At 38.2% G+C, this 26,026-nt stretch carries 26 protein-coding genes; 13 read left to right on the forward strand and 13 right to left on the reverse strand.

What is annotated here, in order from left to right; translation table 11 throughout:
* Nucleotides 1-127: 127 nt before the first annotated feature.
* Nucleotides 128-277: a hypothetical protein gene (locus tag FD16_RS13030; protein WP_010622655.1), complete on the forward strand. Its 150-nt coding sequence runs from the start codon at nt 128-130 to the stop codon at nt 275-277.
* 5 nt (nt 278-282) lie between these two features.
* Here FD16_RS13030 and FD16_RS07020 read toward each other — a convergent pair whose 3' ends face one another.
* Together FD16_RS07020 and FD16_RS07025 are read right to left on the reverse strand one after the other, a co-directional pair.
* Nucleotides 283-669, reverse strand: a complete 387-nt coding sequence (locus tag FD16_RS07020; RefSeq protein ID WP_010622656.1) for a hypothetical protein — start codon at nt 667-669, stop codon at nt 283-285.
* A 112-nt stretch (nt 670-781) separates the two neighbouring features.
* On the reverse strand, nt 782-1,381 hold the full coding sequence (locus tag FD16_RS07025; protein WP_010622657.1) for an NADPH-dependent FMN reductase: 600 nt from the start codon (nt 1,379-1,381) through the stop codon (nt 782-784).
* A 113-nt stretch (nt 1,382-1,494) separates the two neighbouring features.
* Between FD16_RS07025 and FD16_RS07030 the strand changes: the two genes are divergently transcribed.
* A complete protein-coding gene (locus FD16_RS07030) occupies nt 1,495-1,971 on the forward strand; it encodes a transcriptional regulator, SarA/Rot family (RefSeq protein WP_010622658.1) in 477 nt (158 codons plus the stop codon).
* 218 nt (nt 1,972-2,189) lie between these two features.
* Here FD16_RS07030 and FD16_RS07035 read toward each other — a convergent pair whose 3' ends face one another.
* The gene (locus FD16_RS07035; RefSeq protein ID WP_010622659.1) at nt 2,190-2,525 is read right to left on the reverse strand and encodes a hypothetical protein; all 336 of its coding nucleotides are present in this window, start codon (nt 2,523-2,525) and stop codon (nt 2,190-2,192) included.
* A gap of 217 nt (nt 2,526-2,742) precedes the next feature.
* Between FD16_RS07035 and arsC the strand changes: the two genes are divergently transcribed.
* Together arsC and FD16_RS07045 are read left to right on the forward strand one after the other, a co-directional pair.
* Complete coding sequence (gene arsC, locus FD16_RS07040; protein WP_010622660.1) at nt 2,743-3,156, forward strand: arsenate reductase (thioredoxin); 414 nt, start codon at nt 2,743-2,745, stop codon at nt 3,154-3,156.
* Nucleotides 3,157-3,288: 132 nt separating this feature from the next.
* Entirely contained in the window at nt 3,289-4,050 is a 762-nt protein-coding gene (locus FD16_RS07045; RefSeq protein ID WP_010622661.1) for an SDR family NAD(P)-dependent oxidoreductase, read from the forward strand.
* Nucleotides 4,051-4,088: 38 nt separating this feature from the next.
* Here FD16_RS07045 and FD16_RS07050 read toward each other — a convergent pair whose 3' ends face one another.
* Both FD16_RS07050 and FD16_RS07055 read right to left on the reverse strand, forming a co-directional pair.
* Nucleotides 4,089-4,793, reverse strand: a complete 705-nt coding sequence (locus FD16_RS07050) for a DUF4811 domain-containing protein (protein ID WP_010622662.1) — start codon at nt 4,791-4,793, stop codon at nt 4,089-4,091.
* The gene (locus FD16_RS07055) at nt 4,793-6,208 is read right to left on the reverse strand and encodes an MDR family MFS transporter (RefSeq protein ID WP_010622663.1); all 1,416 of its coding nucleotides are present in this window, start codon (nt 6,206-6,208) and stop codon (nt 4,793-4,795) included. The genes FD16_RS07050 and FD16_RS07055 overlap by 1 nt, the downstream gene beginning before the upstream one ends.
* 160 nt (nt 6,209-6,368) lie before the next feature.
* Between FD16_RS07055 and FD16_RS07060 the strand changes: the two genes are divergently transcribed.
* Nucleotides 6,369-6,968 carry a TetR/AcrR family transcriptional regulator gene (locus tag FD16_RS07060; protein ID WP_010622664.1) on the forward strand — a complete coding sequence of 200 codons (600 nt, stop codon included), beginning with the start codon at nt 6,369-6,371 and terminating at the stop codon, nt 6,966-6,968.
* A gap of 106 nt (nt 6,969-7,074) precedes the next feature.
* Here FD16_RS07060 and FD16_RS07065 read toward each other — a convergent pair whose 3' ends face one another.
* Nucleotides 7,075-7,848: an alpha/beta hydrolase gene (locus tag FD16_RS07065; RefSeq protein ID WP_010622665.1), complete on the reverse strand. Its 774-nt coding sequence runs from the start codon at nt 7,846-7,848 to the stop codon at nt 7,075-7,077.
* Nucleotides 7,849-7,997: 149 nt separating this feature from the next.
* Here FD16_RS07065 and FD16_RS07070 point away from each other — a divergent pair, with 149 nt between their 5' ends.
* The gene (locus FD16_RS07070) at nt 7,998-8,576 is read left to right on the forward strand and encodes a TetR/AcrR family transcriptional regulator (protein ID WP_010622666.1); all 579 of its coding nucleotides are present in this window, start codon (nt 7,998-8,000) and stop codon (nt 8,574-8,576) included.
* A gap of 99 nt (nt 8,577-8,675) precedes the next feature.
* Here FD16_RS07070 and FD16_RS07075 read toward each other — a convergent pair whose 3' ends face one another.
* Entirely contained in the window at nt 8,676-9,158 is a 483-nt protein-coding gene (locus FD16_RS07075; RefSeq protein WP_010622667.1) for a MarR family winged helix-turn-helix transcriptional regulator, read from the reverse strand.
* Nucleotides 9,159-9,317: 159 nt separating this feature from the next.
* Here FD16_RS07075 and FD16_RS07080 point away from each other — a divergent pair, with 159 nt between their 5' ends.
* The gene (locus FD16_RS07080) at nt 9,318-10,712 is read left to right on the forward strand and encodes an FAD-binding oxidoreductase (RefSeq protein ID WP_010622668.1); all 1,395 of its coding nucleotides are present in this window, start codon (nt 9,318-9,320) and stop codon (nt 10,710-10,712) included.
* 337 nt (nt 10,713-11,049) lie between these two features.
* Here FD16_RS07080 and FD16_RS07085 read toward each other — a convergent pair whose 3' ends face one another.
* The 3 genes from FD16_RS07085 to FD16_RS07095 all read right to left on the reverse strand — a co-directional run bounded on the left by FD16_RS07085 (nt 11,050) and on the right by FD16_RS07095 (nt 14,151).
* A complete protein-coding gene (locus FD16_RS07085) occupies nt 11,050-11,844 on the reverse strand; it encodes a CPBP family intramembrane glutamic endopeptidase (RefSeq protein ID WP_010622669.1) in 795 nt (264 codons plus the stop codon).
* A 77-nt stretch (nt 11,845-11,921) separates the two neighbouring features.
* The gene (locus FD16_RS07090; protein ID WP_010622670.1) at nt 11,922-13,085 is read right to left on the reverse strand and encodes an MFS transporter; all 1,164 of its coding nucleotides are present in this window, start codon (nt 13,083-13,085) and stop codon (nt 11,922-11,924) included.
* A gap of 169 nt (nt 13,086-13,254) precedes the next feature.
* On the reverse strand, nt 13,255-14,151 hold the full coding sequence (locus FD16_RS07095; protein WP_010622671.1) for a LysR family transcriptional regulator: 897 nt from the start codon (nt 14,149-14,151) through the stop codon (nt 13,255-13,257).
* A gap of 210 nt (nt 14,152-14,361) precedes the next feature.
* On the opposite strand from FD16_RS07095, the gene FD16_RS07100 reads away from it, so the two are divergent.
* Both FD16_RS07100 and FD16_RS07105 read left to right on the forward strand, forming a co-directional pair.
* Nucleotides 14,362-15,561 (forward strand): MFS transporter, encoded by a 1,200-nt coding sequence (locus tag FD16_RS07100; protein ID WP_010622672.1) that lies wholly within the window; start codon nt 14,362-14,364, stop codon nt 15,559-15,561.
* 5 nt (nt 15,562-15,566) lie between these two features.
* The gene (locus FD16_RS07105) at nt 15,567-15,764 is read left to right on the forward strand and encodes a hypothetical protein (RefSeq protein ID WP_010622673.1); all 198 of its coding nucleotides are present in this window, start codon (nt 15,567-15,569) and stop codon (nt 15,762-15,764) included.
* 285 nt (nt 15,765-16,049) lie between these two features.
* On the opposite strand, the gene nhaC is transcribed toward FD16_RS07105, so the two are convergent.
* A complete protein-coding gene (nhaC, locus tag FD16_RS07110) occupies nt 16,050-17,444 on the reverse strand; it encodes a Na+/H+ antiporter NhaC (protein WP_010622674.1) in 1,395 nt (464 codons plus the stop codon).
* 671 nt (nt 17,445-18,115) lie between these two features.
* Between nhaC and adhE the strand changes: the two genes are divergently transcribed.
* Nucleotides 18,116-20,719: a bifunctional acetaldehyde-CoA/alcohol dehydrogenase gene (adhE, locus tag FD16_RS07115; RefSeq protein WP_010622675.1), complete on the forward strand. Its 2,604-nt coding sequence runs from the start codon at nt 18,116-18,118 to the stop codon at nt 20,717-20,719.
* Nucleotides 20,720-21,066: 347 nt separating this feature from the next.
* On the opposite strand, the gene FD16_RS07120 is transcribed toward adhE, so the two are convergent.
* Nucleotides 21,067-21,591 carry a GNAT family N-acetyltransferase gene (locus FD16_RS07120; protein ID WP_010622676.1) on the reverse strand — a complete coding sequence of 175 codons (525 nt, stop codon included), beginning with the start codon at nt 21,589-21,591 and terminating at the stop codon, nt 21,067-21,069.
* Between the two features lie 155 nt (nt 21,592-21,746).
* Complete coding sequence (locus FD16_RS07125; RefSeq protein ID WP_010622677.1) at nt 21,747-22,394, reverse strand: TetR/AcrR family transcriptional regulator; 648 nt, start codon at nt 22,392-22,394, stop codon at nt 21,747-21,749.
* Nucleotides 22,395-22,544: 150 nt separating this feature from the next.
* Here FD16_RS07125 and FD16_RS07130 point away from each other — a divergent pair, with 150 nt between their 5' ends.
* The 3 genes from FD16_RS07130 to FD16_RS07140 all read left to right on the forward strand — a co-directional run bounded on the left by FD16_RS07130 (nt 22,545) and on the right by FD16_RS07140 (nt 25,957).
* A complete protein-coding gene (locus tag FD16_RS07130; RefSeq protein ID WP_010622678.1) occupies nt 22,545-23,765 on the forward strand; it encodes a YhgE/Pip domain-containing protein in 1,221 nt (406 codons plus the stop codon).
* Nucleotides 23,766-24,288: 523 nt separating this feature from the next.
* Nucleotides 24,289-24,753, forward strand: coding sequence for a hypothetical protein (locus tag FD16_RS07135; RefSeq protein WP_010622679.1), 465 nt, complete (start codon nt 24,289-24,291; stop codon nt 24,751-24,753).
* Nucleotides 24,754-24,952: 199 nt separating this feature from the next.
* A complete protein-coding gene (locus FD16_RS07140; RefSeq protein ID WP_010622680.1) occupies nt 24,953-25,957 on the forward strand; it encodes a GGDEF domain-containing protein in 1,005 nt (334 codons plus the stop codon).
* The last annotated feature ends 69 nt before the right edge of the window (nt 25,958-26,026 follow it).

The following is a 26,026-nucleotide window of genomic DNA, read 5'->3' on the forward strand; positions in this document are numbered from 1 at the left end:
AAACATTTTTTAGCAAACATTCATAAAATTTTGTTAATAATTAAATAAAAAAAGTCTTGTATACGTGTTTATTATTATGAAGTAGTCCTGTACAGTGTAGGCAAATAATGGTTAAGGGGTTGATGAAATGCAAAAGAAGAAATTTACGACGACACTTGATCCTGAATTAATCAAGCGTATGAAGATTATCGCTGTTGAAAACGATACAAGTGTTGCCGATTTGTTAGAAGATTTGATAATATCATACCTGAGCAAGCACCGAACATCGGCGCGGTAGGTTACCTAGTTTTCTTTTTGGTCGTGCTTTAGGACTTTGTAATTATTGTACAGCCGCACATTAGCAGCCATATCGTCAGAAAGTAATAGAAACAAATCCTCCATCATTTTTCCTTCTTCTGATCCATCGGTCTCGTCACTTAATAGGCGGATAATTTTACTTTTTAGCAAAACAAATTGATCATCCTGACTCATGGTGGCAATTTGGAGTTCCATGTAAGCTTTTGTCATTGGCCTAATGATGCGCCATGGGAGTTTATAAATATCACTAGTATTTCTAATTGTTTCTAGGTCGTCTTCAGATAATCCCTTTGATAATAATATTTTTTGATACGTGTTCAAGTCATTTTTGACAGTCATAATGTAGTCATTATATGAAACATTGTAGTTCATTTCGCCAACTCCAATCGCTTAGTCCAAGTTCGTCCGTGCCCATAAAATACATGTGACAAAGAGAACTCTATTAACTAATCCTACCACGTGTAGTTAGTTAATAGAGTTCTTTTTAATTTCTTGGAAATGGATTGGCAGTTAGCAATGTTGTATAGAAACTAATTTCCTTAAACATTTTTACCACACCGCTGTGTAATTTGGTACTAGCTTGATCATCTATGATGGTGCCTTTTGCATCAAGAATAGCGGGAATATTGCCGATTAAAGCGGGTTTTGGTAAAACAATCATCTCTAACCGCTGCAATACCGGAATAAGTGCGGCCACCCCAAACTGACCACCGCGCGAATTATCAGAATAACCCAGTGTTTTAACTGGTTTACCCTGAGCCTGAAATGCGAGGTAGTCGAGCGCATTCTTGAGACCACCTGGTAACGAATGATTGTACTCTGGTGACATGAGAATATAGCCATCAGCATCCTGAATGTCGTCAAGCCATTGTTGCTGATTGGCTGGCAGTTGACGATTTTGATTAGCCATTGGGGGTACGTCCTCATCGAAGACCGGTAAGTTGTATTGTCCTAGATTCAGAAATGTCAGTTCTACATTCAATGATGTTTCAATATCTGATTTTTGATTTTTTAAGTAGTTAAATAAGTTAATGCCAACGCCGTGTTGACGAACGCTGCCAAGGATTACAGCAATTTTTGCCATGATAATACTTCCCTTCATATTATTGATTCATGTGAATACATATTGTATTATAGGCATTAATAACAAAAATTCAATTATTTATTCACATGAATAAATATAGCAAGGAGATTACAATGGCTGATCAATACGTTAATGATATTTTTGATGAACTCAGTATGTTTATTAGCCAGGATGGCATTCAAGATGATGAAAAAATATGGGCTGCAAATCATGTCGATGATCCGCAACTAAAAGAAATTATTGCCCACTTGAGTACTACAGATATCAAAGTCATGGTTCAACTAGCATGGGATGACTCATACCACGCCAAACAGTTGCCATCGTTGACGGGTGTTTCTCAGGCGACGGTCTCACGGGTGCTGACTAAGTTGGAAAAATACGATGTTGCATATAAATATCGAGATACCAAAAATAATAAAGAAGTTTTAGTGCGATTGACGGATAAAGGACGTGAATTGGCGGTTGTTCACACCAAATTAGATCAAGCATTATTAAAGCAGGCTCAAGAAGTGATGCAAAAGTACTCAAGGGATGATTTAGCTAAATTTGTTAGTATGCTTCATGATATTAGGCAGATTCGTGCAAAGTGAAAAAGAGTGAAAAAAAGGCGTTTCGCTCCCACAAAATAAGGCTCCTAAGACTAGAATCCTGAATTTTTGGATTTTGGTCTTAGGAGCCTTATGTGGCCGGGAGCAGCCGTTTGTTGCACGTTTATACTAAGATAATTAAAAGAATTAAACTAGTATTTTAGTACTGTTTATAGATCAATAGGTACTTTTGTTCTAGTATCTTATCTTGATTCAATTTTTTACCACAAGGATGTTCCGTGAGCAGTTCCAATCTTAAAGGCGATAATGCCACCAACTATGATTAAGGCAGCTAACCCGACAACAAACACCCATGCAAATCGTCCATTTGCAGGAGCATCGCTATTACTTGTTTGCTGTTGCTGACTGCGTGGAAAAGGATTGTTTGGATCCTCATCGTTGACCCAATTTTCTTCAACATGTGTACTTCTCACGTGATGTTGGGCATTACTGTTTCTTGAAATATGTTTTTTGGCAGTTTCTAATTCTTCTTCAGTTGGTTTACGTTCGTTTCGTTCTTCAAATTGTTCTTGCCATTTTTGCAGTTCATCATTCATCGATTAGATTTCCTTTCTGAATTAATGGCCGCTCAGACAGCACCCATTGATTTTATATCTATCGGCGTACTCAGTTTGATTTTACTATCTTAATTATATAATACAATTCAATGATTTGCAGATGATAATTGTGACGTGTTACCAAAGATTATGTTTACCAATTTCAAGTTGTTTGTAATACTATGAATAGGTAAATAATTCATTGTGGAGGATGAATTTGAAAAACATATATTTTATTTGTACAGGCAATTCCTGTCGTAGTCAGATGGCAGAAGGATTTGCAAAGCATATTTTAGGTGATCAGTGGCATATAGAGAGCGCAGGAATTGAAGCACATGGCGTCGATATCAATGCGGTGAGAGTTATGCGTGAGGCTGGTATAGACATCAGTGAACAGCGCTCAAAATTAATTGATCCCGTTTATTTGAACAGTTGTCAGTTAGTTGTGACTTTATGTGGGGATGCACGGGATAGATGTCCAATCACACCAGATTCAGTTGCCAAATTGCATTGGCCGTTAATGGATCCAGCACAAGCGACAGGCACTGAAGATGAAATTTTAATGGCGTTTCGTCAAGTACGGGATCAAATCTTAGAAAACTTAATTCAACTAAAATCAACAATCAAGTAAGTGATGATTTAGAAGGTATGTCACTACTAACATTCACGATACGTACTTTTTTAGCTAAAAATACTTTTTCTTGCGCTGGTGTAACAACAGCGTGTTACATTAGCTATTAATCAATTGAAAGGAAGGTAATTAATGATGAGCGCGGATGAAAATATTACGCTTGTAACCGGTGCAAACCGTGGTATGGGTTTCGAAATTGCTAAGGAATTGGGACAAAAGGGTCAACATGTAATTATTGGCGCACGAAACCTTGGAAAGGGTCAGGATGCCATCGAGCAATTAACCCATTTAGGAATTAAAGCAGATGTTGTTCAACTGGATGTGACCAATCCAAGTTCTGTTAAACAGGCAGCTCAAACAATTGAGACTAATTATGGCTATCTATCTATTTTAATTAATAATGCAGGAGCAGTATTTGATTTTCGCCAAGCGGCTTCCACGATTAATCTTGACGATGTGCGCCAAGATTTTGAAATTAATTATTTTGGCTTAATTGACGTTACTGAAAAAATGGTGCCGTTATTAAAAAAGAGTTCTCGGGCTAAAATCATTAATATTTCGAGTATGATGGGCTCTAAAACTGCGGCGTTAGATCCTAGTTCCACTGTGTATCGTGCGGTTGCTGTTGGGTACCAGTCAGCTAAAGCGGCAGCTAACATGTATACTGTTCAATTGGCTAAGGAATTCATCAATGCGGGTGTTCCAATTACGGTGAATGCAATTGATCCGGGCATGGTGGCCACCGAATTTGGTGGGGTTTCACCAGAAGTATCAAAGGCTCACGGTGGTCTGCCAGTGAGTGAAGGAGTTGCTAGAACGGTTGAACTGGCAACGGATTCAGATAGCACAATTACTGCCACCTTCTCTAACATAGATGGTAATGTTGGCTGGTAATTAACAAAAGGATCTTCAGCACGCTGAAGATCCTTTTGTTAATTAATTTTGACTTTATGATGCTGATTAATGATCCGCTGAACATAGTTGCCAATTAGCTTTTCTTTTTCATTGCTGAGAGCTTTGTTGTTTTGAGCTAATTTAGGCTGATTACTAATATCCGTTGTCAATTGGTCTTTAATTGTGGATTGCATTGCTACTTGATTCTTCTTAAGAGAATTACCAATTTTAGTAGCATTAGTACTCGATACAACCGACCAATTGTTGGGCAGGTTAAACGTCACAACTGTTTTTTTAACTTGATTATTGTTAGCAATTCCTGCAAACATAATCTGACTAAAATTATTGGTGTAATGATAACGTGTGATGGCTTTAGTCCTAGTTGCTGAAGTACTTATAGTGCTGTGAAGTTTAATCTGGACACCGTCTGAGTAAGTCATATGGCGATCACTAAGAACTGAATAGATATAAATTTGATTTTGATTCTGACCTTTACCGACATTCTTGTAAACTAATAAGTTGCGATTACCTGGTAATTCAGCGATTGAATTAATTGATTGAGTAGTTTTGCTAGTTTCAAGAGTGGTGCCCCAATGTTCGTGCACGTCCGCCAACAATAACGCTTGCAAGCAAAGTAGTAGGATCAACGTGATTACAATACCAATTAAGCGATGTTTAATTTTAGAATTTACAATCAAAATCACTAGTATAAAAACGGCAATGATACTGAGTGCAATTAACATTATTTTTCACCCGCCAATTCAGAATTTTTAGCGATTGCAGTGTGATGAGTGAGGAACCAGGCAGGAATTGCTGCAGCTAGGGTAATCACAATCGACCAAACAAACGCAGTGTGGTAGGCACTAGTTAAGTTACTAACGGTTGGTACAAGTCCGTTGGTTTGGTTTTGAATGACCGTCGCTAAAACGGCTGAACCAAAGGCACCACCAACGTTTTGCAACATCCGGGTAGCAGTGGTAGCTTGGGCGATTTGTTCCTTTGGAATATTGATATAGGAATCAGCCATGACGGGAATTGTTAATCCACCTTGTGCCATACCACGCACAAATAGTGCAATCAAAATTAGATATTTACTGGTGTTGGCATCGAAGTACACAAATGGGATAGTGCTAATAACGGCAATAGCAATGGAACCAAGTACAACCCAGCGAGCGCCAATACTATCCGTTAATTTGCCGACCTGAGTTCTGGTAACTAGTAAACCAAGACCTTGTGCAATTAAATAGGTTCCTGACCAGATCACACTTAGGCCACGGACGTTTTGCAAATATAACGGTAAGATAAACATGGCGCCATTGACTGCTACACCTGACATTAGTAAGATTACGGTAGAGCCGGAAAAGTTAGGAACTTTGAACATGTTAAGGTTTACCAATGCCCGCTGCGGATATTTGTGAGCGTAAAAAACATAAGCAACTAGTAAATCTAAGCCAAGAAAAATGGGTAGTAAAACATCTAAACTCGAAAACGTATTGTGACTGCTAAAGTTAACAATACCGACCAGCAATCCACTGAACATACCACTAAGAATGATAAATCCAATCCAATCGAGCTTAGAATCCTTCTTTAATGGTTCGAAATGTGGCATAAAGATAAGTATGAGGACTAGAGCAATGGCAACAATTGGAATGTTGATGTAAAAAATCCAGTGCCAATTTAACTGATCGATAATGTACCCGCCAACTGTTGGGCCGAGAATTGGAATGACAACCATTGGCAAACCAATGGTGGCCGCTAACTTACCAAGTCCAACACCGTTGGCTGCTCTTATAATAAGTGTTGTTAGTAATGGAATAATGATCCCTGATCCGGCACCTTGAATTAGGCGGCCAACCATCAGAATAGTAATATTGTTAGCCATTCCAGAAATAATTGAGCCAACCAAGAATATTAATAAGCCACTGATGTAGAGCTTTTTACCATCAAATTTGTCAACGGCCCATCCGGTGAACAAAATAACAATTCCTAATGTTAAAACATAACCGGTAGTGACCCATTGTGCGGTACCCACAGATGTATTAAGATCATTCATGATGGTACTGATGGCAATGTTGGTCATGGTGGTGTCAAGCATTGGTGCAATTGCACCAATAATTAAAACAAAGGCAATACTGCCCAAACTATTTTTCTTTGTCATGTTTAAGACCTCTTATTATTTTAGATACTATAGTCATCTAAAATTGAATTTATGGTATACTATCGTTAAATTATCAAGCTTGAATAAGGTACGATCGTATCTATAATTCAAGATCTTAAACTTGTTTAGATAAAAATGCAAGCTAATTAGGTGAAAAATTATGACAAAAAATGAACATTCAAAAAGAAGACGTGGCAAAGAACTAGAACATGACTTGCTGGAAGCCGCTTGGAACGAGTTTCAAGATAAGGGTTATGATAAATTAACCATGGAAGGTATTGCCGCACGTGCTGAAACAACCAAGACGGTACTTTACCGTCGGTGGCCGAACAAGGCAATTATCTTAATTAATTCATTTAAAGAGTTTGGCCCCAAAGTTAATATGGATCCGGTAGATACTGGTAATTTACGCGATGATCTAGTTACAATGATGGAACCACCAATTCAATTATTTGAAGTACTTGGTAAGGAAGCTGTTCAGGGACTAATTGCTGATCAGGTTGGGGATCAAATCTACGGTTTATTTGAGCATATCTCTGGTGATGAAGCGCCGATTACTAAAATAATTACGCCTATTTTGCACCGTGCCGATGAGCGTGGTGAGGTTAAAATGGATAACATGGATGCGCGGGTGACGAGCTTACCAGCAGTGTTACTGATTAGCACCGTGTTGTCACAAGGAATGCTAACTAAAAAGGATCTGGTTGATATCGTTGATGACGTTGTGATGCCAGTGTTTAAGCATAGTTTGGATAAGTAATGAGAAACTAAACAAGGCCTGAGAAAATGCAAATTTCTCAGACCTTGTTTTTTTAATTTAACGTGAAAGCCACGTAAAACTAAATATTGAAGTAGTCTGTTTTAAACTACATATTTTGGTTCATGAATTTGGTAATAATATTGCTAAGTTCATTATTTTGTTGGCGCTTAGTAATGTTGGCCTTCTCATCACCTGGAATTTTTGATGCACCATTCCACATTGTCATATTCGAGTGATTGGCACCCTTAATTGCGACAAACTGAGTGTTTTTTGGATAGTAGGTGTGGTTGGGCTTTAAAGTATTTTTAGGAAACATTCCATCCTTAGTACCTCTGATGGCCAACACGGGTTCGGTAAAATTGTTTCTCTGTTGATAAAGTGATTTACCTTTGCCTGAACTAACAATGCTGTCGTTTAAAATAAATCCGTCATACTTATATTTTGTTTTTAGCAAATAAAATGAGGCGGCTCGGCCACCCTGAGAATAACCCATCATAAACCAGTGCTTAATTTGAGGATGCTGCTTTCTAATTTGATCACCGTACTTTAATGACTTCATTTTGATTAATGGAATATAGTATGGGGCGTGAACCACGAACACTTCAGTTTTATTTTTGGCTAATTTTTGCGCTACATAACTAAATCCTTTTTCGGTCACTGTCGCACCCGGATAGTAAATTAGGGCACGCTTAATACCATTTTTAGGTTTAAAAACGGTTTTTTGACTGCCATTGGTTACTTTTACTAGTGAATTACTTTTCAGGGCTGTCTGAGCTGTTGATGAAATTGATGTGACAAAGTGATGCACATATGCTACTAGTCCAATCAACAAGGCCATGAAAACTAAAATTGCTACATACCTTTTGCGCTTTTTAAACATGATATTCCTTTCATTAATTAAATTATGGACACTTGTCCAAGCACGTAATCAATGATAGAATTTCTTAATAAATATTTCGAGTGACAATCTAAGTGAAGTGTCCAAATATGGACAATTAAGCAGAATTGTCTATTTGTGAGGCGTACAAAATGCAGCGAGATCTTAAAATTAACCAAAGTAGTAATAAGCAACGAACGGTCCGCGATTTTTCTAGCGCAATGTTTAAGTTACTGGAACATCAGTCTTTTGAAAAGATAACTGTGCAAGAGATTTGCACTGAAAGTCATTATCCACGCTCAACGTTTTATAATTACTTTAATGACAAATTTGATCTAATGAACCAATGCTGGAATGAACAAATAGTTAAGCTAAACTTTGATGACGGTAAGCGGGTATTAGCAAGTCAAATTATTGAATTATTTTTTAGTCGTTCGTATGAGTTAGTGCAAGAGAATCGTGATGATATTCAATTGATCATGCAACATAATGACATTAACGATCAATTATGGACTAGCTTTAGAAGCTCGATCAATAATACTTTGAATGCAATTTTTCTTCAGTGTGAGCAAGTGACTGAAAGTAAATTACCTGCTGACATGCTATCTGAATACTTGAGTAGTACATGCTTACTAGTGCTGAAAAAATGCTTTTTCTCAAAAAAAGTGGTGCCACTTGAAGAAGCTCAACGGTATCTGAAACAAATTATTAGTGATAGTATTTTTGATTGAAACTTTAATGCCTAAATTAAAATGAGGAAGCCGCCGATGATTCACTGGTAGCTTCCTGCTTTTTATAAATGCCTTATTAAAAGTTTCTGTTTGTACATTTTACGGATGAATTTCCGCTATACCACGTAAAAATTTGGCTACTGTTTCCAACGAATCTTCAGGAAAATCGTTAATTAGTCCGTGGATTTGTTTTTCAATATATGTTTCCAATGCTTCGTGTTGAATGTTAATTATCTTACCAGTATCTGTGATGCAATAATGTCGTTCTTTTTGGTTGTCTTCCGTTTGCTCATACCTAATTAACCCGAAATCAACTAAACGTTTGGTTGATTTGGAGATGGTGCTACGTGTGACACCTAATTTAGAAGATAGTTCGACTCCGTTGATCAAATGGTTTGTCGCAATTGCTTTCAACGTGTGCATATTAATGATTGATAACTGATCGATAATGTCACATAAGTGCGGGTCCCGAAGTCTGTCCCTAATCCACTGTTTTTCAAATTCATCACCGGTTGATCTCTGCATTGCAATTGTTTGAATGCTGGGTTCAATTGACTGTTTAAAATAATCAAATTTAGTCATTTTAATCTTCCTTCTTTATTGACTCATTTTGAAGATTGCGTTATTGTTTCTCTTGGAAACAATAATAAAGCAAATGGTCGATTTATTCCACTGTTTAAGCGTAAGATTAACCAGGAGCAAGGTAAATTTAACGATGAAGTATAGAAAGGAACGTGGAAAATGACTGTTTTTAAAGCATATTCGGACGATGAAATTATTACTTTCTTGAAGGATCAGGTTAAAGATGGTGATGTTTTAACAGATCATGAAATTCTGCAAAAACAATCTTACAGTCCTAATTTAACGGGAGACGATAGTGGATTAGCTTTGGCATTTGTTGAGGCCGGTTCATCTGCAGATATTAAGGGCGTCATGAAGACAGCCCGTAAGTATCATATTCCAGTTGTACCACAAGGACGTTTTACCAGTACAGTTATCGGTGCGGATGGCGTTGAAGGTAGCTTTATTCTTTCAACGGATAAGATGAACAAGATCATCGAAATCAGCAAGGAAGATTCTGTCGCAGTTGTACAGCCAGGGGTGATTAATGGTGACTTGGATGCGGAGGCTCGTAAACAGGGGATGTTTTACGCTCCAGATCCTGGTTCAAAACCAATCTCAAGCGTCGGCGGTAACGCTTCAACGAATGCCGGTGGAATGAGCACTGTTAAGTATGGGGCTACCAAGGATAACGTACTTGGGCTAAAAGCTGTGCTTGCTGATGGTCGAGAAATTAAACTCGGCGGTCGGACATTGAAGCAGGCGTTTGGTTATAATTTAACTCAATTGTTTGTCGGATCGGAAGGCACACTTGGTGTTATTACGGAAGTTACAGTTAAGTTAATGCCAATTCCATTAGGAACACCCACAATGGGAATTGCATTCTTTGACGATATGACTAAACTAGCCAAGGCTGTCACTGCTATCAGAATTTCAGGTGTTTATCCAAGCATGCTGGAGGCTCTTGATAATGCAACAATTGTAGCTCTTGATCGTTATGAACATACTCACTACAGTGATAACAGTGGGGCAATGTTAATATTTAAGATTGACAGCAGCACGCCTGAAACCGAAAAAGTACTGAATGAACTAATGAGTAAATACGAGGCCAACCATATTCAAATTACCAGCGATGAGCAGGAACAGGCCGATCTGGAAAAGTTGCGTCGTGATATGTTACCAGCGATTTTTGCCGGTCAAAATCATATCATGGAAGATATGGCAATGCCGTTGTCCAAGTTAGCACCAATGATGGATTATATTGCTGAACTTGGTCAAAAACTCAATTTGAAGATTTATGTAGCTGGTCACGCCGGTGATGGTAATGTGCATCCAACGATTGTATGGTCAAAGGAAGAGACTGACACGCCACAAGCTGTCGTTGAAGCATTACAATTAATGTTCCATAAGACACTAGATTTAGGTGGCACTATTTCAGGCGAACACGCCGTCGGGATGTTAAAGAATCAGTGGAACAATGAAGAGCTTGGTGAGGATGTGGATCAAATCCAGCACCAAATCAAGGCATTGTTTGATCCAATGGGATTGTTGAACCCGAAGAGAAAAATAAACTAGAGTGCGTTATGTCGCGTTTAGATGCCGGTGTGTAAAGTGACTATGGCCATCGATTGTCGTTTTTTGACAATTGATGGCCATAGTTGCTTTACACGTTAGGCGTCTGCGACAGATAAGCACATTTCAACTAGAGTGCGTTCAAGCACGGGTTGAGGCTTGTAAATTAAGACGTCCACGTAGATTAATCGCGAGTTTTGCGATTGATTTACGTGGACGTCTTAATTTATTGGGCCTCAGTGCTTGATAAGCACGTTTCGACAAAAAAGCATTCAAGCACACATTTGAAAACCAACCAAAAAAATAGCAAGTTCAGATATAAAAACTGAACTTGCCATTTTTAGTATTGAATATTAAACCGAATATCCATCCCAGGCTTAACAAGGCTATCAGCCTTTACCAAGTAAAAGATAGCAATAATAATAATTGGTACAAATATTATCAATAAAACAATCCAATTATTAGCCTGCGTAATTGCAGAACTAATCGTTGGTTGAAAATCAAATAATGTATGCAGGATAATTCCAACCCATAAACCATTAGTAGCAATATGAACGACTGAAAATGTTAATCCAATCGCAAAAGCGTAGAACACTTGTTGAACGGTGATGTTAAGTCCCTGGCCATTACTAAAGTAATTGTTTAAATGCAACAGACCAAAAATTGCGCTGTTTAGGATGCCGGCCCATAATAACGGATGCTTACCATTCTTAGCCATGTTTGCAAACACGGAAAACATTAAGCCACGGCAGACGGTTTCTTCAAACATTCCGGCTGAAAGTGCCATTATAATAACCTGTAATATGTGGTTGGGTTGTTCAATAACTTGAGCAACGTTAATAATAAAACCACTCATCATGAAAACAATGACTAAACAAATAATTGTTAAGATCCATGCTGTTCTGACTGGACGACGATAGCCAATGCGCTGGCTAGTGATTTTATTTGTCCCAAGAGTAAATAAGTTAATAATCGCAATGAGAATGATAAAAATTCGTAGTCCGAAATATTGAATGGATGAATGACCTAAGTGCATCATTTGAAGCAGATAATCACTACCAAACAAAATAATCAAACCAATCAAAATCATGGCAATTTTGTTGCGTTGGGAACCCTTTGTAACTAGACTAAACAAATAATCCCTCCAGAGTAAAATAAGTAATTCCTTTACTTCCGATATTGTCCTCTTAAAATTAAATTTGCGCAATACGATTATAAATTTGAAAAAGTCTTTAACCGGTACTTAAAAGTAACTGAGATAAGTAGGTAAATAACGGTTAAACCTGTTAAAACAGAAAACATCACTGTGTAAGAAGTCCAATCAATAATGATCCCCATTAAATACGATCCTAGCCCCATTCCTAAATCGTAACAGTTCAAAAATACACCGGTAATTGATTCACGTCTGTCGATGGGTGCATCCTTCAATACCCATGATTGGAGTGTTGGAAAAATAGCACCATCAGCAGCGCCAAAAAAGATGCCCGCAATAATTAACATTACGGTACTATTGACCAAAATAATTAGAATTAGACTAATGATCATACAGATAATGCTGGGAATCATCGTGAAAAATGGTCCTCGCTGATCCAGCAAACGGCCCATGGACGGGCGCATTAAAACACCCACTACTGAAGAAGCAAAGAAAAACCAAGCAACACCAGCAATGCCTACTTTTTGTGTAAACAATGTGATGTAAGATAAAACACCACTCGTGATGATGCCAAGAAACATCATGAGAATGTCATGCGGAATAAAGTTTCTATCAAAACCGGCCCACAATGATTGAGCTTGATGAACATTTACTTGAGTCGAACTTGGTGAAAAAAAGATTAATAGCATTGTTGCAATGGCCAAAATAATGACACAAAAAATAAAAAATGCATTAAATGAGAAATGTTCAACGAGTGGAATTGCAATTAATGGTGCAAGTGACGCAGTCAACATACTGCTGACGCCGAACATGCCCATGCCTTGACCAAGGTGGTTCATCGGTAATTCATCTGCCGCCGCTGTCGCAAAGTAGGTGGTTGCGAGTCCGTGTCCTAACCCATTAATGACTCGTAACACAATTAAAAATGCGAATGGTGTCAGTAGAGGATAACCGATTGATGTGAGCAAATACAGACTAACGCCTACGATCAATAATAATTTCTTTGAAAAGTATTTGAGTAGTCTACCAGAAAAGAAACGGACAATGAGACCAGCAAACATCAATGCTCCAACGAACAAGCCGATTTGAGCTGCATCCATACCGAGCTTTTTGCCATAAAGTGGTAGCACAGGGACTTGCATGTTATAAGACATAAACAACAGAGCGTTACAAATAAAAAGAATAATGAAATTTTTTGTCCATAGAGATTTTGAAGTTGTCATGATGTCCGCTTTCCTCCTAAGAACGAAAAAATACCAGGCAAGATGTGTATAATCTTGTCTGGCATTTTGCCGTCCGAAATATATCTTATCCGTCTATTTTAAGACGCTCCGATTAACTATAGATCTAATTTACAGAAATTAGGATTAAGTGTCAAGAAATCATATTGCACTAACTAAATTCATCGTAGTGTTTCTGACAATACTGTTTAGTAAATTCAACAAAGCGCCTTAATCCCGGATTATGATCGGTTTCGTTAGGATAGCCGAGGTAAATATTTTGAAATGGAATAATTTCCGATAAGGTTAATGCTTTAATTCCTGGAAAGGTAGTCACTTCAGTCTTAGGGAGTATTGCGTAGCCAATATTTTTGGCAACAAATCCTAAAATGGTGCGGTCTTCTTCAAAATCGATCGTTTGTTTTGGTGAAATGTGTTCTGCGATCAACAAGTTATTGATATACTGTCGTGCGATGCTTTGCAGTGGAAAAGTCAGTAACGTTTCACCATCTAATTCATTGAGTGAAATTCGATGTCTTCGCGCCAATCGATGTTGTGTACTGACAGCAACCACAAAGTTCTGTCTTAGGATTGGTGTGTAAATATAGTGTGGATTTTGTTTGGCCGGTAATGAGCAAACCACGGCATCACAATCGCGATTAATTAATGCGTTCTGTAAATTATATGAGCTTTTTTGAATGAACTTAAATTGATCATCTGGATAATGTTTCCAGTATTCACTGATCATTTGGGGGATGAACTGGGAACCAATTGAGAAGAAAAATCCAAGATTTAATTTAGTGTTCTTAGTGCTGTGAACGTGAATTTGCTTAGCGCCGCTATCTAATGTAGCGAGTGATTCGTTAACGTAGTAATAAAAATCCATACCCTGTGGTGTTACTTGCAGATCACGGTTAGTTCGATCAAATAATTGAGTGTTTAGCTCTGCTTCAAGCTTAATAATGGCATTGCTCACGGATGGCTGTGACACTTTTAAAATATTGGCAGCTCGCTGAAAGCTGCCTGTTTCAACGATTGATTTGAAGTACCTTAACTGGTTTAGATTCACTTGACTCACCTCATAGTTAATACCTATATATAATATTTAGTTTAACTATAATAAACACACATGTAAATCATTAATACCTTAACTTTAAAAATTACTGGACGCTGGACTAGCTGGTATAACAAGGATTCTTGGATACCTCATCTTATAATTGAACCGCACGTAAATTCTCGTTAAACTGCTAACAATTAAGTGATTGAAAGAAGTATTAGCATGATTCAAAGAAACCGTCTCCGTGGCACGGCCATTGTTTTTGTGGGTGTAATTTTGAGCTCACTCAACCTGAGAGCAGCTGTCACGTCATTATCCGACATCTTTAATTCAGTGGCATCAAGTGTTCACGGTTTTGATATATCGATGATTGGAACGTTGCCCTTAATCTCGTTTGCCATATTTGGTTTATTAGCGCCATTATTGGCTCGTCGTTTTGGTTATGAAATATCGCTATTAATTTCAATGATCTTTGTGACTTTAGGACTGGGGTTAAGGATTCTAGCGCCAACTTTCATTGGCTTTGCGACCAGTACAATCGTTGCATTAGCCGGAATGGCGTTTGGCAACACGTTATTGCCACCACTGTTTAAGAAATATTTTCCAGATCATATTGGTATGGTAACTGCCATTTATGCAGTTTTACTGGCTGTATCAGCGGGGACACCTTCGATAATTTCATCAGATACTGTTAACACGTTGGGATGGAGATTTTCTCTAGGAATTTGGGCAATTGTGGGCCTGGTAGCAGCATTACCGTGGTTGATGCAAACAGTTTTGAATCGACAAGAAGTTACTGTTAAGATATCGGACAAAACGAGGAATAGTAGTCACCCGCATTATCAAATGAAAATGACGATTTCAATTGCTCTGCTATTTGGAGTTGGCGGCATGTTACCAATGTACACGATGATCAACTGGCTGCCGAGTTATCTTGCAACGGTTGGATTCAGCGGTCACAATATTGGGACAATGATGTTCTTATATAATATTCTGGGCATTGGACATTCAATTATTGTTCCACTAGTGATTGGTAGGATGAAGCATCCATACTACTTAATTGTGTTGGCGGTCTTCTTGCAAACGCTAACATTTATTGGATTTTGGCTCGTGCCTGGGTTATCATGGGCGTGGGTGGTCATTGCAGCACCAGGATTATTGACGGTACCCGCCGCGTTTCAGTTATTTAACCTACGAAGTAAAACGGCTGGAGGTGCGGCATTTCTATCATCGATTGCTCAATTTGTCGGCTATATGTTGGCAACTCTGGGTCCGTTGGTGTTTGGATGGCTAAAAGATTGGACTGGCAATTATAATTTTTCGTTTGCTTTTATGATTCTAATTAGTTTACTGACCCTAACTTTTGGGTTTACGGCAACTTTACCGGGTTACGTGGAGGATAGTCAATCAAAGGAGAGGTAGATCCAATGAACTATATTGACCAAACAACGCAAGATCAGCTGTCGGCAAGTGAGTTGTTGAGTTTGATTCGAAAAGAATGCAGATCAGACAAGGCAGCTACTGAACTTTGTAACATCTACGCACACGATGCACCGCTCTATGAAACGGAAGAGGAACGTAAGAGTTTAGTATGCAATTTGTTGGAGACGTTAGAGACGTATTAAGTAATAGAGAACAGAACGAGCCGTTTAGTTCCTGAGCAATAACGGAATAAAGACCAGTAACTCTCGAATTGTGAGAGTTGCTGGTCTTTATTTGGTTAAGCGCAGGGAACTGGTTCGTGTAGTTCATTTTAGAGCAGAGAACGGAACAGACCGGTTAGCTTTTGAGCATTAACGGAACAAAGAGCATGATCCCTGAACTTTGGGGTCGTGCTCTTTGTTTGGTTAAGCGCAGAAAGCTGGTCTGTGTAGTTCATTTCAACAAAGCTGCCATAAAAAAACCTGCTCCTACTCTTCAACGCCTGTCTTCGAGTAATCGCTAGTATGCAGTCCAATACCGGTAAACCCACTAATCAATGAAAAGACGGGGCAAAGCAAACTGAGGAAGACAAACGGCAGGTATTGGATTGTTGGTACACCAAGAGTGTTTGCAATAAACACACCGCCAACACCCCATGGAACTAAGTAGTTAAGAACTGTACCACCATCTTCCAACACACGACCTAGTGCGGAATTATCAAGACCGCCATCGTTAAATGTTTTCTTAAATGAACGTCCAGGTAAAATGATCGAGAGAAACTGTTCACCAACAAAAATATTAACACCAATACATGATGCAATTGCAGCAGTTACCAATTTGGCGTGGCTGTTCAGGTGATGTGCTAATGGTGCCATTACAGCACTGATTAAACCAAAATTAACTAATAAGCCACCTAATGAAAGTGTTAAAACAATCAGCGCAACAGTTGGCATCATGCTGACAATTCCACCACGTGAGAGTAGTAAATTAACTTCGTGGTTAGATGTTTTGGTTACATAGCCATTCAAAATAATATCGCTCATCTTGGCGATGGTAAGTCCGGGATTGTTAAAAAACATCATGATAGCCGAAACAAAAACGTTTAGCAGCATGGTAGGGATGGCTGCCATTTTGAATCCAGCACATACGAATACTAAAACGATTGGAATTAAAGCAATAATTGAAATACTAAAATCGCTATTTAAGGCGGTCACGGTTGTATGAATTTTGGTCATGTTAGCATGATTGTGGCCTAAACTAAGTATCGCAAATGCAATTGTAGAAATAACCGCAGCGGGAATGGTTGACCATAAAATAGTTTTCATGTGATCGAATAGGTCGGTATCAACGACCGCTGCGGCCAAGTTATTGGTTTCAGAAAGCGGTGAAAGTTTGTCACCAAATACACCACCAAAAACAATGGCACCAGCTACCAAAGCGGGATTAAAGTTCATTGTGACACCGATGCCAAAAAAGGCGATTCCTACGGTTGATACTACTGTAAAGCAACTACCAACTGCCGCGCCAACGAGTGAACAAACCAGAAAGACTGTTGGCAAAAACCATTGAGCATTTAGTGCTTTGAAGCCAATCACCATCATGGTGGGAATCGTACCGGCTGCGATCCAAGTACTAATCATTGCACCAATGAGAATGAAAATGACAATGGGGATGATTCCTTTATCAATGCCATCTTTGATCCCAGCGTTAATTTGATCCCAGCTTAGGCCTTTGAATTTAGCCCAGAAAATCGTGACTGTAATTGCCAATAAAACGGGAACCTGTGGTGACAGACCTAATCCAATTACCCCATATCCCATAATTGCCAAGATAATAATCAATACAATAATTGCTTCTCGTAAACTTAATTTAATTTTCATCATAGTTTTTAGCCTCATTTATCAGATATTGTTGTGAGATAGATCGGTTAATTAATATCGGCCAATACCGCCATTAGTAGTTTGAAACATCTTAATTTCCTCCTAAATAAAAATCGTCCCTATTGCAAACCAATGCAATAGGGACGATTGAACTTTGACCGTGGTACCACCCAAATTGTGCGTATCATACGCACCACTCACTAGAAGATAATGGATTCTAGCTATTGACCATTGTCATTATATTACGGTATTTCGTAAAACTTACCCTGATTGGTTCGCAGCAACCACCAACTTTCTGACACCCAGATAAGCAACTACTTAATGTAATTTGACGTTAATTATTTGATTAAAAGTATAAAACTATAATATTTGAAAAGCAAGAACTTGTCCATTGGCCTTAAAAGTGATGAATCTTAATTTAGATCACGAAACATTAAAAAAAATTTTTTCACTTGAATAGTAGTTCTTTTCTTCACAATATCTCTGATGAATACTAAATACACAGGCATTTGAAATTGTGAAATTTTGTATGCGCTTTTATTTGCTACACAACGATTTTTGCGAATTATATAAAAACGTTTTATAAAACACTTTACAAAATGCAAAAATGGATTATACTGTGTTCATGTTAATTAATTCACAACAATTCTAATTGGTAATGGAGGTATTTAAAAATGATAAAAGAACCTGTTAAAGAAGAAGTTGACGTTTCTAAGATGATCAACAAATTAGTTGCTAATGGTCACACTGCATTGGATGAGCTTGATGATTATGATCAAGAGAAAATAGATCATATCGTCCATCAGATGGCGATGGCTGCATTGGACCATCACATGGAATTAGCAGAGTTAGCCGTTGAAGAAACTCATCGTGGTGTTGTTGAAGACAAAGCCGTTAAAAATATCTATGCTTCAGAATATATTTGGCACACCATCAAAAATGATAAAACTGTTGGCGTAATTAAAGATGATAAAGAACGTCAATTGATTACGGTTGCTGAACCTTTAGGTGTAATCGCCGGCATCACACCAGTTACCAACCCAACTTCAACAACTATTTTTAAATCATTGTTAGCAGTTAAAACTCGTAACCCAATTATTTTCGCCTTCCATCCACAAGCACAAAGTAGTAGTGTTGCGGCCGCTAAGATTGTTTTAAAGGCTGCTGTTGAAGCTGGTGCACCAGAAAATATTATTCAGTGGATTGATAAGCCTAGTTTGGATGCAACAACTGCCTTAATCAATCATGATGGTGTAGCAAGTGTCCTCGCCACTGGTGGACCAGCCATGGTTAAAGCTGCATACTCAACTGGTAAACCAGCTTTAGGTGTTGGTCCCGGTAATGGACCTGTTTACATCGAAAAGACTGCCAATATCAAACGAGCTGTTAACGATATTTTACTTTCAAAAACATTTGATAATGGTATGATCTGCGCTTCTGAAAATAGTGCCGTTATTGATGATGAAATTTATGAGGAAGTTTGCCAAGAATTTAAGGCACACAATGCCTTCTTTGTTGCCAAAAAGGATCAAAAGGCTTTGCGTGATGCAATGTTTGATCCAAAGCGTGGTGGTGTACGTGGACCAATTCCAGGTATGTCAGCTTACAACATTGCTAAGTTAGCTGGTATCAAGGTGCCAAAGGAAACTAAAATTTTAGTGGCTGAAATTAGTGAAGTTGGCCCTCAAGAATTACTTTCCGCAGAAAAACTTTCACCAGTGTTGACTATCTATCACGCCAAGAATACGCAAAATGCATTTGATCTATGTGATGCATTACTTCACTTCGGTGGATTGGGTCACACAGCTGGAATTCAGTCACAAGACGATGATTTGATTCTGAAGTTTGGTATCAAAATGAAGGCTAGTCGTGTGATTGTTAATACACCATCAGCTTTGGGTGGTATTGGTAATATGTATAACGAAATGATTCCTTCTCTAACATTGGGAACAGGATCATGGGGCAAAAATTCTATTTCACATAACGTTTCATCATTTGATTTAATCAACATTAAAACGATCGCAAAGAGACGTAATAACATGCAATGGGTAAAACTTCCTCGAGTATACTTTGAAAAAACTTCGGTTCGTTATCTAGAAGATATGCCGGGTGTTAAAAAGGTTATGATTATCAGTGATCCAAGTATGGTTAAATTTGGCTATGCGGACATCGTGATTAATGAATTAAAACGTCGTCCTAATGGCAACGAAATGCAATACGAAATCTTCTCAGATATTGAACCAGATCCATCAACAGATACTGTTGAACGTGGTTTGAAACAGATCCGTGAATTCGAGCCAGATACGATCATTGCCATTGGTGGTGGTTCTGCACTGGATGCTGGTAAGAATATGTGGATGTTCTATGAGCATCCAGAGTCAAGCTTCTTTGGTGCTAAGCAGAAGTACCTCGATATCCGCAAACGGACTTACAAGTTTGGCACACCAAACAAGGCTAAGTTTGTGGCAATTCCAACAACTTCAGGAACTGGATCAGAAATGACACCATTTGCCGTTATCACTGATAGCAAGACACATGTCAAGTACCCATTGGCTGACTACGCTTTGACTCCAGATGTGGCAATCGTGGATCCACAATTTATCCAAACAGTACCAAAGCGTACCATTGCATTTTCTGGACTTGATGTTTTATCACATGCTACTGAATCATATGTTTCGGCATTAGCTTCAGATTATACTCGCCCGTGGTCACTGCAAGCTGCCAAGCTGGTCTTTGATAACTTGGAAGCATCTTACAATGGAGACCAACACGCTAAAGAAGAAATGCATAATGCTTCTGCCCTTGCCGGAATGGCATTTGCAAATGCCTTCTTGGGTGTAAACCACTCAGTTGCTCATAAGCTTGGTGGGGAATTCGGACTTCCTCATGGATTGTGTATCGCAATTACTTACCCTCACGTTGTTAAATATAACGCGAAGGAACCACAGAAGTTCCAAGCATGGCCTAAGTATGAATATTTCCATGCAAACAAGGATTATGCCGATCTAGCGCGGTATGTCGGGGTGCAAGGTAATACGGACGAAGAATTAATTGATGGATTAGTTCAGAAGCTCATCAAGTTGGCACACGCTGTTGGTGTTAACTTGAGTTTGAAAGGGAATGGAGTTAAGAAAGCTGATTTTGACAAGTCTGTAGATCATATGGCTGAATTGGCTTATGAAGATCAATGTACTGTCGCCAACCCAAAGGAACCATTAATCTCAGATTTGAAACAAATCTTGATTGATGATTATGATGGTAAGAATGTAGAGAAGTAGCTATTGTGGCTAGCTTGTGACGGCATGACAAAAGCATGCACTAGGATTGATGAAGGCCTGGTGCGTGTTTTTTTGTAGGATTTGTGAAACTTTATAGATTAATAGTGCTCCACCAAGCAGACATCCATAAAATAACGAAGGAACAGGAAAACCGTTCAAAGTTCGAACGATTTACCTGTTCCTTCGTTATTTTACAATGTCTAACCGCTTGGTTACGCACACTATTAATAATGTTCCACCAAGCAGATACTCATGAAATAAGCAAAAAAATGATCAACTGTTCAAAGTGCGAACAGTTAATCATTTTTCCGTTTATTTCAAAGTATCTAACCGCTTGGTTCCACACACTACTTTAGCAACAATTGATACGCAAATCTTGGTTCCTTTGGTTCGTGCATGAAAATGGTTTCCCTTCTTTCGAAACCATTTGAAGTAATGACATGTTGCATTCCCTTGTTATCTGGATGAGTGTCAATCCGAACATCCTTGTATCCTAGGATGCTTGAGATCGTTAGTAATCCACTAACTAATCTCTCTGATAAGTGCTGTCCACGGTAGTTTCCAGATACAGCAATTCGATGAATAGCAGTGTAACGGCCCTCAACACCGTTAATCCAGCTTCCGTCTTCAATGTGCAGGTAGTTAACATCTAATTCCTGATGAAGCGCAGCTGTTCCAGCAATTTTACCGTCGACGATAATTACATACGTAATACCATTATCGACGTCCGTTTGCAGGTCGCTATCTTCTGGGTAGCCGTGTTGCCACTGATCGACACCCTGTTGATGCAAATAGGTTTTTGCATCGTGAATGATTGAAGTAATAGCGGGTAAATCTTTGGTAGTTGCGAGTCTTAAGTAAGTTGCAGGCATAGGTTAACACTTCCTTTATAATAATAAAAAACTAATTAGTCAAATAAGTGATTTTTTGGAAACTCAATTATTGTACTTTAGTTTTGATTCAACTGCAACAGTTATATATTTTAATAAGCAAAAACAGGACTGAAATATGATTTCAGTCCTGTTTTTTACGGCTTTAGTGCTTTAGTGACAAAAGTAATTGCGTTGCTAATGTCCTCATCAATTGATTTGATTTGTATATTTAGAGCCAACTTGTCAAAGTAAGTGGCGATTGGACCCATAATACATTCGAGAATAACATTGTTTGGCAGGTCGACTATCAATTTGTTTTTCTTCAAAATATCAATTACTGGTGACACAGACGAGTTAAAGCGATCAGCAAAAATGTTTTTGATTTGGACAGACAGTTCGGAGCTGATTAAAACTTGCCCAGTCATAATTTTTACCTCTTTAAAATTATCGTGTAAAAATTTAATCCTGTCTGACAAAATAAACTGAACGAATTCTTCAAGCGTAACGTATTGAGAGTTTTGAACCTTTGTCACAAATTCATTGGATGCAACCTGGAAGACTCCTTCAAATAATGGTGTTAACACACCCATCAAAAGGGCCTGTTTGTTTGGAAAGTGATGATAAACCGATCCGAGTGATACTCCAGCTTGCTCGGCAATTTGGGCGCTAGATGTTGCATCGAATCCCTGAGTTGAAAACAGTTCAAGTGCAACGCTTAAAACTTGTTTTTGCTTATCTGTTAAGTCGTCCATTTTTTTTAGAGTTTCAGCGTAGATTCCTTTAAAACTTTTTTCTTCAGTCAAATCAGTTGCCTCCGTCCGGAATTTTGATATTTCTTACATTATAAGGTTAGAGTTGTGATTGACAAACAATTAATTTAAATTATACTATATTCGTAAGAATGAATGACTGTTCATTCATAAGAGAAAATTAAAAAAGTGGAGGCGTGAATAATGAGTAATTGGTTTAAGAATAAATTTACCTGGATTCCGATGATTATTGCTATTTTTGTTGGCTTAACGTTTGTTTTTAGTTTAATACCAAGTTTTAGCAAAATGCCGGATGGAATTAAGAATATGAGAGTGGCGGTTGTTAACCAGGATAATAATCAAATTTCGACCACGGTGGCTAGAAAATTGAAACAAAATCTGCCGTTTAAAATTACTGATGTTGATAATTCAGTCACTAAAGCAAAGTCACAAGTAAGAAAAGATAATTTGTCGGTTGTAGTAGTGATTCCTAAAGGATTTGCGCAAAAAGCAGAAAGTAATCAAAAACCTCAATTGAATTATATTGAGAACTCCTCTGTCGGAACGTTGGAATCTAACACTGGGACTAGTGTCGCTACTCGGGTTAATACGATGGTCCAACAACAATTACAATCTAAGGCATTAATTGGCATGTTGGCAAAGCAAATGGCAGCATCGGCCAATCATTCTAATGCAACAACGACTACCAATAGTACTGCGGCAAAAGCTCAGCAAGCACAGATCACCAAACAGGCGACTGCTGCTGCCAATAAACTAACGGTCAATTTGGGTAGCTCGACACAAAAAATCGGTGTTGATCACAGTAATATGAGATATACAATGGCACCGATGTTTATGACTATGGGACAGTACCTGGGAATTTTAATTGCTACCATTATTCTATCAATGGCCTTTATGTCGATTCGTTTTAAAGTTGGCAATAAGTTTCTAGCCTTTCTTGGATTCCAAATTAGTGGTGTGGTCATGTCTTTGCTGGTTTCATTATGTGTTGCTCTTGCAACGATGTCATTAATTCATGTTGAATCTTTCGGAGGCATATTTGTGGGCATGTGGTTGTTTGATTTAGTGGTATTTGAGTTTACTAGTAGCATTTCACTATTATTCGCCGGATTACCATCAATTATTGTTCAGCTACCATTATTTGCAATGCAAATTGTTGCCGGCGGGGCAGTATTACCAAGGTTTGCGATGCCTAAGTTCTATCAATGGTTGAGCGCCAATACACCGATGTATCAAGGTGTTAAGACGATTGCTCATCATTTGCATGGTATGGGGTCAATTGGTGCCTATACTTCCTCACTGTGGTGGATTATAGTTATCGGTCTGGTTGCAGGTTTGATTATTGTTGCTGTCGGGTATCGAGGGAAGACTGCGCGGGGGTTATCTCGAGTTATTCCAGCTTAGTGGTTTTTATGGATAGATTTTTGAGGGTTGGCTTTTTGCTAATCCTTTTTTGTTGTTCTTTGTATTTATTTGGATTAGATGTGCTACACAAAGCAGCTCCTAAGTATATACACGTAGCTAATCGCTTTGTTTCGCACTCTAAAAAAAGACACCCATCGTCAATTGGAGTTAACGATTGGATGCCAGGATGCACAGTCATTCGTCGCACTACGAATGGCATTGCAAAAAATAGAAAAGGTTGCAAGTTTATCAAAAAGGGTTTCAAAACTTGCCGTTGTACTCGACTTATGGCAATCGAGTACGCTTACAATATATCAATAACAATGATCGAACGCAACAATTAACTTTAGTTATTGAATCATAATTTATCTAAAAATAGTTGCATAATGACTACATTCTTATCCGTATATATGGTAAGCTAAGCATAACAAGGTTAGAGATGACGATGGTAAAGTTTTTCTAGTCTATCGGTTTAATGCAACTAGTTTGTACAATCATCTTGTAGAGGTATGGAGGAATACATATGGCAAACTTATTTGATCTAACAGGCATGACATTTGGACAACTCCACGTGTTAGGCAAAACAAATTATAAATCTGTTGATGGCAATTCAGTGTACCTTTGCCGATGCAGGTGTGGTAATGAGTTACGAGTTGATAGTTATAAATTAGAGAATCATATGGTTGCCAACTGCGGTAATTGCGCAAATTCACCACGGCAGCGGAGAATTAATGCTCTTATTAAGTTAAATAGAGATTCAAAAGTTAATTATGTAGAAACCCATAATAAATTACGTCAAAATCATCGTGATTATTGTATTTGGTATGATGAAAAAGCAGAAGCATTCATGGTTCAACTTGATTTTCAAGGTAAAACGGTTTTCTATGGTAAATTTAGTTCGGAAAGACAAGCGGCTTTCGCGCTACAACGTGTTCAGCAAAAGTATTCTTGTTTAACAACTGCAGCTAATCGTGAATCATTAGATTAACTATTTAAGATTCGGAACCAACTTGTGGATGGGTCCGAATTTTTTTTTAACTCTCGAATTGATGCGTGGATTGTTTTAATTAATGTTTTTAAGCGGTCCATATAAATACATATACTATGTTATTAGAAGATAATCATCTAAACGTGAAGGAGATGGCACCACGACATTATTACTGCAAAATTTTGGTATTTCAGCGTTTATGATGATTTTTATATCACTTGGATTTGCTGCACTATTTGCAAGTATTGAAACTGTCAGCCACCGTCTATCAATAAAACAACATCGCCTTGGAATATTCAAACAGGAAATTTCGTTAATTTTGTACGTGTGTGCAATGATGATTGTTCTCAGTTTGCTAGCCGCAATGTGGTGGCAAAAAACAGCGTGGAATAGTATTTATTGGGTGATCTTGAATCTATTATTCGTTGTTACCGTCTATGGTAATTTAATGTTAAAGTCCGTGGGTAGTTTCATCATTATCCAAGGAACGGGAGCCGTAATTTTTTGGAGTACTGGTATGCTTACGCCGATTCTATTTATTGTGTATATGTTTGCTGGTGGAATTATTTTTACCGAACGGCTCTATGGAAAATTTTTTGATGAGCATCCTTTTTTGTATTTTCTGCCACCAGCAATAATTGGTATTGGCGCATGGTTTACTCTTTATATGGTCGCACCGATGGTTAATGTGGGTCTGCTAATCCACATTTTAAACTACCTGATTGGTTGTGTGGTGCTATTTTTGTACAATCATTTTTTGAGAACAGATCAGCAGGTGTTGGCAAAGTTGACCCAGGAAATTCAATATGATGGATTGACAGGGGCACGGAACTGGCAAATGTTTAGCGATGATTTGGATCGAGAATACGCTAAAGTTTCTAGAGGACAGTCGTTAGCGTTAATCGTATTTGATATTGATCATTTTAAAAATATTAATGATACCTATGGCCATTTAGCAGGTAATCAAGTTTTGATGAGTGCAACTAGTGTGGTCAACGCGACACTTAATAGCGTGGATCGTTGTGATTGTCTCTACAGAACTGGTGGCGAGGAATTTGCGATTGTGTTATCAAACTGCTCGATAGAAACTGCCAAGTACACGGCACGGTTGTGTCAGACTGCGATCAGAAAGTTACTTGTGCGGGATACAGGTCATCAAATTACAATTACTGCTTCGTTTGGAGCAACTGTTTGCCGCATATAGCCCGTATAGATTGAAGAATTAAAATAATTTTTTAGTACTGTATACAGATTAATGGGTAATTTTGTCCCA

Source organism: Paucilactobacillus suebicus DSM 5007 = KCTC 3549 (assembly GCF_001434475.1).
Taxonomy (GTDB): Bacteria; Bacillota; Bacilli; order Lactobacillales; family Lactobacillaceae; genus Paucilactobacillus; species Paucilactobacillus suebicus.